Annotated in this window: 14 protein-coding genes; 6 read left to right on the top strand and 8 right to left on the bottom strand. The window is 54.1% G+C overall.

The window, feature by feature from the left end:
- The first annotated feature begins 134 nt into the window (after positions 1 to 134).
- The 3 genes from NNO03_RS06485 (at position 135) to NNO03_RS06475 (ending at position 3,791) form a co-directional block, all read left to right on the top strand.
- Positions 135 to 686 carry an NAD(P)H nitroreductase gene (locus tag NNO03_RS06485; protein ID WP_271449112.1) on the top strand — a complete coding sequence of 184 codons (552 nt, stop codon included), beginning with the start codon at positions 135 to 137 and terminating at the stop codon, positions 684 to 686.
- 116 nt (positions 687 to 802) lie between these two features.
- Complete coding sequence (gene selD, locus NNO03_RS06480; RefSeq protein WP_271449111.1) at positions 803 to 1,846, top strand: selenide, water dikinase SelD; 1,044 nt, start codon at positions 803 to 805, stop codon at positions 1,844 to 1,846.
- Positions 1,847 to 1,850: 4 nt separating this feature from the next.
- Positions 1,851 to 3,791, top strand: a complete 1,941-nt coding sequence (locus NNO03_RS06475) for a DNA topoisomerase III (protein WP_271449110.1) — start codon at positions 1,851 to 1,853, stop codon at positions 3,789 to 3,791.
- 92 nt (positions 3,792 to 3,883) lie between these two features.
- On the opposite strand, the gene gdhA is transcribed toward NNO03_RS06475, so the two are convergent.
- On the bottom strand, positions 3,884 to 5,227 hold the full coding sequence (gdhA, locus tag NNO03_RS06470; RefSeq protein WP_003832501.1) for an NADP-specific glutamate dehydrogenase: 1,344 nt from the start codon (positions 5,225 to 5,227) through the stop codon (positions 3,884 to 3,886).
- Positions 5,228 to 5,463: 236 nt separating this feature from the next.
- On the opposite strand from gdhA, the gene NNO03_RS06465 reads away from it, so the two are divergent.
- Positions 5,464 to 5,739, top strand: a complete 276-nt coding sequence (locus NNO03_RS06465) for a YnjH family protein (protein ID WP_137383420.1) — start codon at positions 5,464 to 5,466, stop codon at positions 5,737 to 5,739.
- Here the strand turns inward: NNO03_RS06465 and NNO03_RS06460 are convergent.
- The gene (locus NNO03_RS06460) at positions 5,699 to 6,112 is read right to left on the bottom strand and encodes a pyrimidine (deoxy)nucleoside triphosphate diphosphatase (protein ID WP_271449140.1); all 414 of its coding nucleotides are present in this window, start codon (positions 6,110 to 6,112) and stop codon (positions 5,699 to 5,701) included. The two genes, NNO03_RS06465 and NNO03_RS06460, sit on opposite strands and share 41 nt — an antisense overlap.
- An 81-nt stretch (positions 6,113 to 6,193) precedes the next feature.
- On the opposite strand from NNO03_RS06460, the gene NNO03_RS06455 reads away from it, so the two are divergent.
- Both NNO03_RS06455 and NNO03_RS06450 read left to right on the top strand, forming a co-directional pair.
- Positions 6,194 to 6,763: a carboxymuconolactone decarboxylase family protein gene (locus NNO03_RS06455; protein WP_271441141.1), complete on the top strand. Its 570-nt coding sequence runs from the start codon at positions 6,194 to 6,196 to the stop codon at positions 6,761 to 6,763.
- Positions 6,756 to 7,379: a CDP-alcohol phosphatidyltransferase family protein gene (locus NNO03_RS06450; protein ID WP_271449109.1), complete on the top strand. Its 624-nt coding sequence runs from the start codon at positions 6,756 to 6,758 to the stop codon at positions 7,377 to 7,379. Before NNO03_RS06455 ends, NNO03_RS06450 begins: the two co-directional genes overlap by 8 nt.
- A 44-nt stretch (positions 7,380 to 7,423) precedes the next feature.
- On the opposite strand, the gene NNO03_RS06445 is transcribed toward NNO03_RS06450, so the two are convergent.
- The 6 genes from NNO03_RS06445 to NNO03_RS06420 all read right to left on the bottom strand — a co-directional run bounded on the left by NNO03_RS06445 (position 7,424) and on the right by NNO03_RS06420 (position 13,522).
- Entirely contained in the window at positions 7,424 to 8,731 is a 1,308-nt protein-coding gene (locus NNO03_RS06445; protein ID WP_271449108.1) for a sulfurtransferase, read from the bottom strand.
- 88 nt (positions 8,732 to 8,819) lie between these two features.
- On the bottom strand, positions 8,820 to 9,452 hold the full coding sequence (locus NNO03_RS06440; RefSeq protein ID WP_271449107.1) for an ATP-binding cassette domain-containing protein: 633 nt from the start codon (positions 9,450 to 9,452) through the stop codon (positions 8,820 to 8,822).
- Entirely contained in the window at positions 9,452 to 10,987 is a 1,536-nt protein-coding gene (locus tag NNO03_RS06435; RefSeq protein WP_271449106.1) for a thiamine ABC transporter permease, read from the bottom strand. The genes NNO03_RS06440 and NNO03_RS06435 overlap by 1 nt, the downstream gene beginning before the upstream one ends.
- On the bottom strand, positions 10,960 to 12,129 hold the full coding sequence (locus NNO03_RS06430) for an ABC transporter substrate-binding protein (RefSeq protein ID WP_271449105.1): 1,170 nt from the start codon (positions 12,127 to 12,129) through the stop codon (positions 10,960 to 10,962). The genes NNO03_RS06435 and NNO03_RS06430 overlap by 28 nt, the downstream gene beginning before the upstream one ends.
- Positions 12,130 to 12,155: 26 nt before the next feature.
- Complete coding sequence (locus tag NNO03_RS06425) at positions 12,156 to 12,866, bottom strand: TVP38/TMEM64 family protein (protein WP_271449104.1); 711 nt, start codon at positions 12,864 to 12,866, stop codon at positions 12,156 to 12,158.
- On the bottom strand, positions 12,863 to 13,522 hold the full coding sequence (locus NNO03_RS06420) for a TVP38/TMEM64 family protein (RefSeq protein ID WP_271449139.1): 660 nt from the start codon (positions 13,520 to 13,522) through the stop codon (positions 12,863 to 12,865). The genes NNO03_RS06425 and NNO03_RS06420 overlap by 4 nt, the downstream gene beginning before the upstream one ends.
- Positions 13,523 to 13,561: the final 39 nt, after the last annotated feature.

The raw sequence follows: 13,561 nt of genomic DNA, 5'->3' as shown, positions 1-13,561 counted from the left end.
ACGAGAAAGGCGTTAAGATGTGGCTATCGTAATGACCCGACAGGCACTTGTCAGCAGGAATCACCACCTGTGCTGTAACAAAATCCGCCCGCGTGTTAATTTTGTGAACAAATATCATTGTTGGAGTTAAGCAAATGGATGCACTCGAATTACTTATGACCCGTCGTAGCGCTTCTCGTCTTGTCGAACCGGCCCCGGTGGGAGAGCAACTGCAAAATATCCTGCGCGCCGGTATGCGTGCGCCAGACCACAAATCGCTACAACCGTGGCAATTTTTTGTGATTGAAGGCGAAGGGCGCGAACGTTTTAGTGCCGTGCTTGAAAAAGGTGCGATTGCTGCCGGAAGTGATGAAAAAGCACAGGAAAAAGCCCGTACAGCACCGTTTCGCGCGCCGCTGATTATCGCTGTGGTGGCGAAATGTGAAGAAAGCGACAAGGTCCCGATGTGGGAACAAGAAATGTCTGCGGGCTGTGCGGTAATGGCGATGCAAATGGCGGCGATTGCGCAAGGGTTTGGCGGGATCTGGCGCAGCGGAGCCTTAACGGAAAGTACGGTAGTCCGCGAAGCGTTTGATTGTCGTCCACAGGATAAAATCGTCGGTTTTCTCTATCTGGGAACGCCGCAGCTAAAAGCCTCCACCTCGATTAATCTTGCCGATCCGACCTCATTCGTCCGTTATTTCTGACATCAACGGCAAAACTGTCTGGATTATGAGCAAAGACACCCTAATTCAGACAGTCACTCTTACCACATCATGGAATGAGCGCTACCATATCCGCATTGCAATGACAGGAGATGTCCATGAGCGAGAACGCTATTCGTTTAACACAATACAGCCACGGAGCCGGTTGCGGTTGTAAAATTTCCCCGAAAGTGTTGGAAACCATCCTGCACAGCGAGCAGGCGAAGTTTGTTGATCCGAATTTACTCGTGGGTAATGAAACCCGCGATGACGCGGCGGTGTACGATCTGGGTAACGGCACCAGCGTTATCAGTACCACCGATTTCTTTATGCCGATTGTCGATAATCCGTTTGATTTTGGCCGCATTGCTGCGACCAACGCTATCAGCGACATTTTTGCAATGGGCGGCAAACCGATTATGGCAATCGCTATTCTGGGCTGGCCTCTTGATAAGCTGGCACCGGAAATAGCCCGCGAAGTGACCGAAGGCGGGCGTTTTGCCTGTCGTCAGGCGGGGATTGCACTGGCGGGTGGACACTCTATTGATGCCCCTGAACCAATCTTTGGACTCGCTGTGACGGGTATTGTGCCAACCGAACGTGTGAAGAAAAACAGCACCGCTGAGGCTGGATGTAAGCTGTTCCTCACCAAACCACTGGGTATTGGTGTACTGACCACCGCAGAGAAGAAATCGCTGCTGAAACCGGAACACGTCGGACTGGCGACAGAAGTGATGTGCCGTATGAACATTGCCGGTGCGGCATTTGCCGATATCGACGGTGTGAAAGCCATGACCGATGTAACCGGTTTTGGTCTGCTGGGTCATTTGAGCGAGATGTGCCAGGGGGCCGGCGTTCAGGCGCAGATCGTCTACCAGGACATTCCTAAGCTTCCCGGTGTTGAAGAATACATCGCACAGGGCGCAGTGCCGGGCGGTACGCAGCGTAACTACGCGAGCTATGGACACCTGATGGGGGAAATGCCGCAATCGGTACGCGATCTGCTGTGCGATCCGCAAACTTCCGGCGGCTTGCTGCTGGCGGTAACACCGGAATCTGAAGCTGAGGTCAAAGCCGCAGCTGCGCAGTTTGGTATCGATCTCACGGCTATCGGTGAGCTAGTGGAAGCCCGCGGCGGTCGCGCCATGGTTGAGATTCGTTAACCCGATGCGGTTGTTTATTGCCGAAAAACCGAGTCTGGCGCGCGCCATCGCCGATGTGTTACCCAAGCCACATCGTAAAGGTGACGGTTTCATTGAATGCGGAAATGGGCAAGTGGTGACCTGGTGTATCGGTCACTTGCTCGAACAGGCGCAGCCAGACGCCTACGACAGTCGTTATGCTCGCTGGAGCCTGGCCGATCTGCCGATTGTTCCGGAAAAGTGGCAACTGCAGCCGCGTCCCTCTGTGACCAAGCAACTCAACGTCATTAAACGCTTTTTACATGAAGCCAGCGAAGTTATTCACGCCGGAGACCCCGATCGTGAAGGACAACTGCTGGTGGACGAGGTGCTGGATTACCTGCAGCTTGCCCCCGAAAAACGCCAGCAGGTGCAACGTTGCCTGATTAACGACCTCAACCCACAGGCAGTGGAGCGGGCGATAGAGCGTCTACGTGCAAACAGCGATTTCATCCCACTGTGCGTGTCGGCACTGGCACGCGCACGCGCGGACTGGCTGTACGGCATCAATATGACGCGTGCTTACACTATTCTCGGGCGCAACGCAGGGTACCAGGGCGTTCTTTCTGTTGGCCGTGTACAGACACCGGTGCTTGGGCTGGTTGTACGTCGCGATGAAGAGATCGAGAATTTTGTCGCTAAAGATTTTTTTGAGGTGAAAGCGCATATCGTGACACCCGCCGATGAGCGTTTTACCGCCATCTGGCAACCCAGCGAGGCCTGTGAACCTTATCAGGACGAAGAAGGGCGTTTACTGCATCGTACGCTGGCTGAGCATGTGGTGAAGCGCATCAACGGTCAGCCAGCGATAGTCACCAGTTATAATGATAAACGGGAATCAGAATCCGCGCCGCTGCCGTTTTCGCTGTCGGCGCTGCAGATTGAAGCCGCGAAACGCTTCGGTTTAAGTGCGCAAAATGTTCTGGATATCTGCCAGAAACTGTACGAAACCCACAAGCTGATTACCTATCCGCGTTCGGACAGTCGCTATCTACCGGAGGAGCACTTTGCCGGACGCCATGCGGTGATGAACGCGATTAGCATCCATGCGCCGGATCTGTTGCCGCAGCCTGCTGTGAATCCCGATACGCGCAATCGTTGTTGGGACGATAAAAAGGTGGATGCGCACCACGCTATTATTCCAACAGCGCGTAGCTCAACCATCAATCTCAATGACAATGAGTCGAAGATTTACACTCTGATTGCTCGTCAGTATCTGATGCAGTTTTGCGCGGATGCTGTTTTTCGTAAGTGCGTCATTGAACTGGATATCGCCAAAGGTAAGTTTGTTGCCAAGGCGCGTTTCCTGGCCGAGGCCGGATGGCGTACGCTGCTCGGTAACAAAGAGCGCGATGAAGATAACGACGGTACACCGCTGCCAGTGGTGGCAAAAGACGATGCATTGCTGTGTGAAAAAGGCGAAGTTGTTGAACGCCAGACCCAGCCGCCGCGTCACTTTACCGATGCGACGTTGTTGTCGGCAATGACCGGGATCGCGCGTTTTGTGCAGGATAAAGATCTGAAAAAGATCCTCCGCGCGACGGACGGACTGGGGACAGAAGCAACACGAGCCGGGATTATCGAATTACTGTTTAAACGCGGATTCCTGGTGAAAAAAGGGCGCTATATCCATTCGACTGATGCCGGAAAAGCGCTGTTCCACTCGCTGCCTGAAATGGCGACGCGCCCGGATATGACCGCGCACTGGGAGTCGATTCTGACCCAAATTAGTGAAAAACAGTGTCGTTATCAGGACTTTATGCAGCCGTTGGTCGGAACGCTGTATCAGTTAATCGACCAGGCCCGGAGTACACCCGTTCGTCGGTTTCGTGGGATTGCTGCACCTGGCGGTAGTGAGAAGAAAAAGAGTGTGCCGCGTAAACGTCCGGCAAAAAAAAGCCCGCCAGCAGATGAGGCGAGCGTGTAGTGTATTCGTAGGCCGGATAAGGCACGTGTGCCGCATCCGGCAATGCCTGATGGCGCGACGCTTATCAGGCCTACGGGAGCTACAGTTCTGAATTAAATCACACCCTGGCCCAGCATCGCGTCGGCAACTTTCACAAAGCCTGCGATGTTGGCACCGCGCACATAGTTGGTTTGTTTGCTTTCACCGCCGTACTCGACACAGGCATGGTGAATATCCAGCATGATATGGTGCAGACGGGCATCGACTTTCTCTGCCTTCCAGCCCAGACGCGCGGCATTCTGCGCCATTTCCAGACCGGATGTGGCGACACCACCTGCGTTAGCGGCTTTGCCTGGCGCAAACAAAACGCCTGCTTCCAGGAACAGATCGGTAGCCTCGATTGTCGTCGGCATATTTGCGCCTTCGGCGACGGCTTTCACGCCATTGGCGATCAGTACGCGTGCGGCATCGACATCCAGTTCGTTCTGGGTTGCGCATGGCAGGGCGATATCAACCGGAACAGACCAGGGTTGTTTACCTTCCAGGTAGGTCAGACCAAATTCACGGGCGTAATCCGCCACGCGACCGTCACGGCTGTCTTTAATCGCACACAGACGCGCCAGTTTTTCTTTTGTAAAACCACTTTCATCAACCACGGTACCGCTGGAGTCGGAGGCGGTAACCACGCGCGCACCAAACTCCATCGCTTTCTCAATGGCGAATTGTGCAACGTTACCGGATCCGGAAACGGCCACACGCATTCCTTCAAAACCCAGACCATGGCGTTTGAGCATCGCTTCGGTGAAGTACACCAGACCGTAGCCCGTTGCTTCCGGGCGAATCAGGCTGCCACCGAAAGAAAGGCCTTTTCCGGTGAAGACGCAGGCGCTGTTATTGGACAGCTTTTTCATCATCCCGGCCATAAAGCCGACCTCACGACCGCCCACGCCGATATCACCCGCAGGGACGTCGGTATCGGGCCCTAAATGGCGGAACAGTTCCGTCATCAGCGCCTGACAAAAACGCATGATTTCGCCTTCGCTTTTACCTTTCGGATCAAAGTCGCTACCGCCTTTACCACCACCCATTGGCAGCGTGGTGAGTGCGTTTTTAAAGGTCTGCTCAAAGCCGAGGAACTTCAGGATCGACAGGTTCACCGAAGGATGGAAACGCATGCCGCCTTTGTACGGGCCAATTGCGGAGCTGAACTGTACGCGCCACGCACGGTTAACCTGTACCTGATTGCGATCGTCGAGCCAGACCACGCGGAACTGGATCACGCGCTCAGGTTCAACCAGACGCTCCAGCAAGGACATTTGACGATAGCGCGGGTTTTGCTCAAGGAACGGCCACAGTGTCGTCATTACCTCACGAACGGCTTGCGCGAACTCGGTCTGATTCGGGTCGCGCTTTTGTACATGGTTGAGAAACGACTCCAGAGAACATGTCTGATCCATAGATATAAGAACCTCTTATGTATTGATATGGTTATATTTTTGATATTTGTGTTAAGTGTTTTGCAGTTTTTGACTATACCATCAGCAGTGTGACGAGACGCAAGAAAAAATTAATCCCGCTAAGTAAATTAATATCGCGGCGTTGCTCATAACCAAAAACGATGATGGAGGAACTAAAGTTTCTGCCGGTTTATACCGTTATACTGAGCATAGATGTCAGTTAAAAAGGAAAGAATATGCGCCGTTTAATCATGGCAGGTGCGTTGGTGATGTTATCCAACGGGGTACTGGCAAATCAGCTTTATCGTCCGGATGTGCAAGTGAATGTGCCGCCGGAAGTGTTCAGTTCCAGCGGCCAGCGCGCGCAGCCCTGTAATCAGTGCTGCATTTATCAGGATCAAAACTATTCAGAAGGGGCAGTGGTGAAAGCCGATGGCGTGCTGCTACAGTGCCAGCGCGATGAGAAAACCATTAGCACGAATCCGCTGGTCTGGCGGCGTGTAAAAGAATAAACGCTTCTAATAGCGGGATATCGGCAGGCGCGAGTGGATAACTCAGCGCCTCTTTGGGGGAGCACCAGACCAAATCCTGATGCTCATGGGCGTAAAGCTCGCCCTGATAAGCCGGCACGTGCCAGGCATGCAGATGTATCAATCGGCCTGATACTTCACGCTGATGGCTGGCGATGTAATTCCCAACGATAGCCTCGATACCCAGTTCCTCACGTAATTCACGGACCAGCGCTTGTGGTTGGCTCTCTCCAGGTTCAACCTTACCACCAGCAAATTCCCACATACCGGATTGATCTGCATGCTGCGGGCGTTGAGCCAGTAAAATTTTGCCATCACGTTCAATAATCGCGGCGACCACGTCGAGGGTTTTCATCATATTCATCAAGATCTAACAGCAGAAAATGACATAATATAGTTAACCATGGGTTTGACCAAAAGTATTCAGGAGCAACCGTTGAATGAACCTCAGTCATGGGTAAAACCGTTGACGCGCATCCCTTCCAGTTTGAAACCGCTTGTTGCAACACAGAAAAAACACTATGGCGATGTGCTACATCCCACGCGCTGGTGGGGGCGAATGCCATTTCTGTTCTGGCTGGTGGCGCTGTTTGTTGGCTTCCTGGAGCGTAAGCGGGCGCGCTTAACGCCGGTGATGCGAGCATTGTTGATGACACGTGTTTCTCAGGTGTGCCATTGCGCCTTTTGTGTGGATGCCAACAGTTTACGTCTGGCTGAACGCTGTGGCGCACTGGATAAAGTATTACAAGTGGCTAATTGGCAGGAATCGACGCTGTTCAGTGAAGAAGAACGTGTCGCACTGGCTTATGCGGATGCCGTTACGGCCACGCCGCCTCGGGTTGATGAGGCATTAAAGGCGCAAATGAAGTTGCATTTTACCGAGGATGCCATTACTGAAATGACCGCGCTGATTGCGTTCCAAAATCTCTCGGCGCGCTTTAATGCCGCCCTTGATATTCCTTCGCAGGGACTGTGCGACACCTTCAAAGGACGCCCACATGCTTGACTGCCATCTTCATCCGCGCTTAAAACCGCTTTTGCATCGGTGTGTGCGGGTTATCGATAAGCCTGCAATTACGCCGGATGGCCTGACACTGGTTGGTTTTGCCATTGGTGTGCTGGCGTTGCCGTTTCTGGCTTTAGGCTGGTATCAGGCGGCGTTGGTGGTTATCGTGCTAAATCGTCTGTTTGATGGACTGGACGGTGCGCTTGCGCGGCGCAGGGGGCTTACTGATGCCGGCGGGTTTCTCGATATCTCGCTCGACTTTCTTTTTTACGCCTTAGTACCGTTTGGTTTTATTCTGGCCGCACCGGAGCTGAATGCGCTGGCCGGCAGCTGGCTTTTGTTCGCCTTTATCGGAACGGGGAGTAGTTTTCTCGCCTTTGCCGCGTTGGCGGCGAAACACCAGATTGATAATCCGGGTTATGCGCATAAGTCGTTTTATTATCTGGGCGGGCTGACCGAAGGAACCGAGACCATTTTGTTATTTGTGCTGGGCTGCCTGTTCCCGGGATATTTTGCCCTGATGGCATGGATATTTGGCGCGCTGTGCTGGATGACAACACTCACCCGGATCTGGAGTGGATATTTGACGCTGAAAGCGGTTCAGCGTCAGGCGTAACGTATTGCGTTGCCGGATACGCTTATCCGGTAATAATGCCAATCTTACTTGCTGCTGTCCGGACCACGTTCACCGCTGGCTACCGGGTTCTTCGGATCGCTGCTCCACTCATACCAACCGCCATCATAGACCGACACGTTTTGCCAGCCCATTGCGCGGGCGTACATAAAGGTTTCTGAGGCGCGCCAACCGGTGCCGCAATAGAAAGAGACCTGCTGATCCGGCAGAATGTTCCATTGCTTCCACATGGCGGCGATGTCGTCTGCACTGCGCATCGTACCATCCGGATTATGGAAATCTTCCATGTGAGTGGAGTCACTTCCCGCATGGCCCCAACGAGCGCCAGCGATTTCACCTTTTGGCTTGATGTAGCTGTATCCACTGGTGGTGCCGATAAACTCTGGCCACGAACGGATGCTGACCAGTGACGCATCCTGGCGATGCAGCAAGCCGCGAGCCTGCGCCATATCCAGCATCAATTGTGGTTGGGCGGGGATCGTGACGCCAAAATCCGGTTCTGGTTTGACCGTCGGCGGGGTGCCGCGTTCGACGGGTAAACCTGCGTCGGACCAGGTTTGCCAGCCACCGTCGAGCAGGCGAACATCTTTTACACCCGCATACAGCATGATTTGTGCCACGCGTGCGGCGGCGTACACATCGCGACCATATAAAATGACCGTGGTGTCGTGGCGGATACCGTGCTTAGCCAGCATCGCTTTTAGCTGTTCGTCGGAGACTTTATTCCACAGTGGTTCGCTTTCGACTTCGTTAGTGTCAATGTATCCCGCACCCGGAATATGGCTCAGCAGATAAAATTTTGGCGCACCCCAGGCCGCTTCAATGACTTTCCAGTCACCAGCCGGTTTTGCGGTAACGTCTTTACCTTGCTGAAGATCGTGCAGCCATTGTGGGTAGACCAACTGTTCGAAGTGCGGCAGGCGCTGCAAGCGTGCAGGGTCCTGTAGCGCATCGCTAAGGGTCGAAATATGGTTAAAACCCACTTTTTGCAGGCGGTTTTTGACGGCTTTCACATCGCTGTCGTTGCCATACAGTGCCACTGGCACATCGGTTTTTAACTGATGTGCCTGAACCCAGGCGCTAAGTTGTTCATCGTTCATCTTGTCGAGCCAGGCGGCAGACAGATTCAGTGCGGAGGGTTCGTGCCCGGAAGGGCCATTGAGCGACTGAGGCCAGCCATTATAAAAAGCGCTCTGACGGGTATCGATTGCCGCGCCTTGTTTTTGCTGTAACTGGTTGAGGGTAAGCGTCTGTGCTGTTTCAGCAGCCCAGGAAGAAGCGCAAGCGAGCCCTAAAGCCAGTGCCAGCGCGGTCATTTGAGAAACACGTTTCATCGAATAGCCCGACGTTGAAAAAAAGAGGACGACATTGTGTGCCGCCGGTTAAGTAAAATCCTTGCGTTAACGCAGCATAACGCCACATTCACGCCCAGGAATCCATTTGTACTACACGGCCTGCCGGGGGGACGTCTTGCGTATCGTGGGTGACTTGCACCACAGGTATCCCCAACTTCCGCACTTCGGTGAAAACCCACAGGCGAAACGTATCCCGCAGTGACGCATCCAGGCGACTGAAGGGTTCATCCAGCAGCAAAGCCTGCGGTTGTGCCAGCAAGGCGCGAAGCAGGGCGATGCGTGAGCGTTGCCCTCCGGACAGCGATGCCGGGTCGCGATGATAAAAGCCTGCCAGGTCCGCGCGCTCAAGGGCATGTTCCACTTCATCGCGTCTCGCCGTACCTTTCAGGTCAGCGGGTAGTGCCAGTGATAAATTTTGCCCAACACTGAAATGATCAAACAGCAGGGCATCCTGGAACAGAATACCAATCTGGCGCTGTGCGGTAGGTAATGTGTCAATGCGCCGTTCATTGAGCCATAGTTGACCGGAGGCACGAAGTTGATCGGGGAGCGCACCAATCATCCACGAAAATAGTGAAGACTTGCCACTACCCGAAGGCCCCATAATAGTGACGATGTCACCTTTATTGACCTGAAGGTTGACGCCTGTCAGCAGGGGTGTTGAACCCAGGTACAGGGAAGCATCTTTCACTATGAGCATTAGCGGAGTCCTTGTCGAAAGCGGCCAACCCAGGCGGAAAGCGAGGCTGCGAGTGCGAAAACAACCAACGGTAACAGCAATTGCCATAGCGCCTGTGCCGCCAGAATAGCGGTGCTACCACCGCTGCTTAATGCTACGGCTTCGGTCGTGAGTGTGGGATAACGACCTGCGCCCAACCATAATGTTGGCATGTACTGGGCAATACTCACCGAAAATCCTACGGCGAAAGCAATCAGTGCCGGGCGCAGAATCAACGGGCATTTTACCTGCCAGAAGATGCGGTATTGTGTCCAGCCCAGCGTTTGCGCAATCACAATAAGGCGCGAGTCAATACGCTGCCATGCAGGTTTAAGCACAAACAGCATCCACGGTGTTACCCACAATAAATGCCCCCAGACCACCGTGATGAACTGGCCATCCTGTTGGGCATATAGCGCCAGCGTATATTGCCCGGTGACCAGCGGTAACGCGGGTAATATAATGGGCAACCAGACCCAACGGTGCCCGGTTTGTGGCCCCCATTCCAGCCATATCAACAGCGTGGCCAGCGCAAGCGTACTGGCCAGAAGCCCCATTAGCAGGCTGTTGATCAGCGCATCTCGGTTCAGCGATGAGTATTCTGCCATCAGGAGCAAAACGACTGCGCACACAATGCCGCTGAGGGGCAGAAGCTGTATCAGCGAGCGTCCGGCTGTACAGGATGAAAAATGCAGGCGTACACCGCTGATTGCCGGAATTGTGCGCCGCCAGCCGCGCCAGAGCAGATAGCCCGCCAGCGCAAAAATGACCAGTAACAGCACCAGCAGCAAACTGGCGAGCGCGCCTTTTGTCTGCTGGTCGGCGTCGCCCTGACTTAACCATTGCCAGCTCAACACCGCGAGTGTTGGCGGGTTGCCGGGGCCAAGGACGATGGCGACATCCACGACGGAGAGCGACCACGCGACAATCGCCAGCATAACTTTCCCTAGCGCTGGCGCGATAGAGGGCAGTACCAGCCAGTTCAGACACTGCAATCGGCTGTAACCCAGAGAGTCCAGCACGATGACCTGTTGCGACAACTGCTTGTCACTCAATAAAGCGGAAAGGATCCAGAGCAAGAAAGCGCTTTCTTTCACCGCCAATGTGATGCCCAGACCCACACCGTAGCGGTCCAATAGTGGGCTGAGAAACGGCAATAGACGGTAGAGCATGCCGCCTTCGGCAAAAAGTAACAGCGTGCTGGTGGCAAAGGCAACGTGCGGAACCGCCAGCAGCCAGGGGAGGTGAGTACAAAGCCGCACCCATCTGGCGCCGGGCCAGAATGCAAGAACGGTCAGCAGGGCGATACTGAGCGCGCCAGTGGCTGCCAGCGTGACAGAAACCAGTGTCGCCAGTAGCGCTTGCAGGAGTTGGGGATCGGCAAACAGCGCCAGCCAGTGTGCAATGGAAAGCGCTGGCGCAATTAGCGTAAAAGCCGCAGGGACCAGCGGCAAATAGATTGCCGTCATGAAGGCCCAGAGCAGCAGAATTAATGCGTACCGTAACGGCGTAGCCATTCTTGTTCCAGTGCATTTACCCAGGCTGCGTGTGGCTCAGGCAGGACAGCGGGGAGTCCTTTCGGGATTCGAGCCAGTAGCGCCTCCCGCTGTTCGGCTGGTAATTTTTTGGGGTCAAGCACTGAAGGATCGCCCCAAAAGGTGGGGTCAGCTTTGCGGAGCTGCGCTTCAGGCGAGAGCAGGAAGTTAGCCACCACTTTCGCCCCGGCACTGGCACGCGCATTCGCGGGAATGGTGACAAAATGCACATTACCCAGCATGCCCTGAGAGAAGCCAAAACTATAGCTATTTTTCGGTAACTCGCCGCGAGCGATTTTTTGCTGTGCATGCGCAGGGTTAAAGGTTAACGACATCCGCAGCGTGCCGCTATTCAGCAGGGCATCCATGCGGGCAGGCGTAGGGGGAAAGTCTTTCCCTTCGCGCCACAGTACGGGATGTAAAGCATCAAGATACTGCCACAAGGGGGCGGTAACCTCGGCGAACGTGGCTGGATCGGGCGCGCTTTTCAGTGCTTGTGGTTTTGCGGTGAGCGTAATCAGCAACTGTTCGAGAAAAGCGGTACCGGTAAAGTCGGGTGGGCGCGGATAAGTCACCGTGCCGGGATGCGCTCGCGCAAATTCCAGCAGTGCCTGCGCAGAGCGAGGGGGGTGTTCGGTGATATCCCGATTGGCGATAAAGGTTAACTGCGCGCCACCCCACGGAGATTCGGCACCCTCAGTTGGAATGGCGAAGTCTTCAGTCACCGGTTGTTGGGTATCCACGTAGCGCCAGTTGGGCAGCATTTGCGCCCACTGCGTTTGCAGCAGGCCAGCGTCTTTCAGCGTGCGAAAATTCTCGCCATTGACCCACAGGAGATCAACCGAACCGCCTGTTTTACGCCCTGATGCTGCTTCGGTCTGGATGCGTTTTACAGCATCGGCGGCATCCGCCAGACGGACAATTTTCAGGTTAATGGCATAGTGTGTTTTCATCTCACCGCTAACCCAGTCGAGATACTGATTAACGGCGTTATCGCCTCCCCAGGCGTTAAACCACACCGTCTGACCCCGGGCGTCGTTTTTGATGTGCTGCCAGTTATCACTCTGCGCAAAGGTCGCCAGCGGAGAGAGCAGCAAACTCAGGCACAATAAACAGTAACGCATAGTATCTCCAGTCGTTTATGGAGGCTTCAGGAACGCTTCCTGTGCCGCTCAAGATAAAGGCCTCTTGCCACTGAAATCACGACACTCAGGGCAAACAGAATAGACAGCCCGGTCACGAACCAATATGTGCCGCCGGTCAGCAGGCTACCAGCCCATGAGTAAACGATAGTGGCAGGCAACTGGCCAATACCGGTGGCGATGAAAAAATGACGAAAGCGGATGGACGTCAGGCCGGCGGCGTAACTGACCGGATCGAATGGAACGAAAGGTAACAGGCGGCAGACTAAAATGGCGTGTTTACCGTAGCGCTCAAAAAAGGCGTCCATATTTTTCAACACCGTTTTACCGGTTAATCTTTCTACTGCGCTGCGGCCGAACACCCGGGCGATAAAAAAGCAGAGTGCTGCCCCCGCCATCGCACTGGTCCAGGAGAGAACACCTCCCCAGAATGCGCCAAACAATGAGGCATTCGCAAAGGTGATCAGGAAGGCGGGAAGTGGGGCGATGATCGCCTGTAAAATCATCAGGAAGAACGATACGACCGCGGCCTGGGGACCCCAGGAACGAATGAAATTTTCAAGAGCATGCTGATCAAGCGTGGTAAACGCAGTCAGGCTCTGTGTGAGAAAGTCTCTCACGTCGGGCAGCCATGCCCACGCCATTAACGCGACGACCAACAGGGCAATGAACCCAGCCCGGCAACACTTTCTTAACTGTGTCTTATTCAGCGTTCTCATTTACCGGCAAGCTCTCGATTTGCAGAGGGGTCGACATGTTTATATCGGGCCCAGGCTTTTGCCGCCTGCACGAGGGCAAACAAGGCAAAGCCTGCAACACTGAGTTTAACGATAAACGCCCAGGTGATGCCTTCACTGGCGAGTTCGTGTGACATCAGCGTATAGATAAAGATACCTGGTAACGTGGTGACAGCTGAAATCAGAGTAAATGACCAGAACGGAATGGCCGTCAGTCCGTAAGCATAGTTTTGAATATTATAAGGAAACAGGGGGACGAGACGGGTCAGGATCAGAAAGTCGATACCGCTATGGGCAATGCCTTTTTCGATCGCCTGAAACGTCGCCGTATGCCCGACGTGTTGCAGTAATAGTTCCCGCCCAAGCCAGCGTGCCAGTAAAAATGACAATGCCGAGGCAACGGTTGCTGCCAGTAAAGAGATGAGCGTGCCAACCAGTGGGCCGAAAAGGATACCGCCGACAATCACCAGAATGCTGCCGGGTATCAGGCATAGCGCCGCGACGATAAAGAGCAGAATATAAAGCGCGTAGCCGAACAGCCCGCTTTGGCGGATGATATCTTGTAAATGATGGAGATTGGTTATCAGGTCAGACAGACCAAAATAGTGGAAAACCCCAGCCAGGGCGCAGAATAGCACTGCCACAATCAGCAGTCGGTATTCTGCCTTATGCGAACT

Source organism: Citrobacter sp. Igbk 16 (assembly GCF_028069755.1).
Classification (GTDB): Bacteria; Pseudomonadota; Gammaproteobacteria; order Enterobacterales; family Enterobacteriaceae; genus Citrobacter.
Note: the sequence above shows the minus strand (reverse complement) of the source record. Positions and strands in the feature narration are given on the sequence as shown.

Coding starts and splice junctions, on each gene's coding strand:
- NNO03_RS06485 (WP_271449112.1), top strand. CDS start 135: ATGGATGCACTCGAATTACTTATGACCCGTCGTAGCGCTTCTCGTCTT.
- selD (WP_271449111.1), top strand. CDS start 803: ATGAGCGAGAACGCTATTCGTTTAACACAATACAGCCACGGAGCCGGT.
- NNO03_RS06475 (WP_271449110.1), top strand. CDS start 1,851: ATGCGGTTGTTTATTGCCGAAAAACCGAGTCTGGCGCGCGCCATCGCC.
- gdhA (WP_003832501.1), bottom strand. CDS start 5,227: ATGGATCAGACATGTTCTCTGGAGTCGTTTCTCAACCATGTACAAAAG.
- NNO03_RS06465 (WP_137383420.1), top strand. CDS start 5,464: ATGCGCCGTTTAATCATGGCAGGTGCGTTGGTGATGTTATCCAACGGG.
- NNO03_RS06460 (WP_271449140.1), bottom strand. CDS start 6,112: ATGAAAACCCTCGACGTGGTCGCCGCGATTATTGAACGTGATGGCAAA.
- NNO03_RS06450 (WP_271449109.1), top strand. CDS start 6,756: ATGCTTGACTGCCATCTTCATCCGCGCTTAAAACCGCTTTTGCATCGG.
- NNO03_RS06445 (WP_271449108.1), bottom strand. CDS start 8,731: ATGAAACGTGTTTCTCAAATGACCGCGCTGGCACTGGCTTTAGGGCTC.
- NNO03_RS06440 (WP_271449107.1), bottom strand. CDS start 9,452: ATGCTCATAGTGAAAGATGCTTCCCTGTACCTGGGTTCAACACCCCTG.
- NNO03_RS06435 (WP_271449106.1), bottom strand. CDS start 10,987: ATGGCTACGCCGTTACGGTACGCATTAATTCTGCTGCTCTGGGCCTTC.
- NNO03_RS06430 (WP_271449105.1), bottom strand. CDS start 12,129: ATGCGTTACTGTTTATTGTGCCTGAGTTTGCTGCTCTCTCCGCTGGCG.
- NNO03_RS06425 (WP_271449104.1), bottom strand. CDS start 12,866: ATGAGAACGCTGAATAAGACACAGTTAAGAAAGTGTTGCCGGGCTGGG.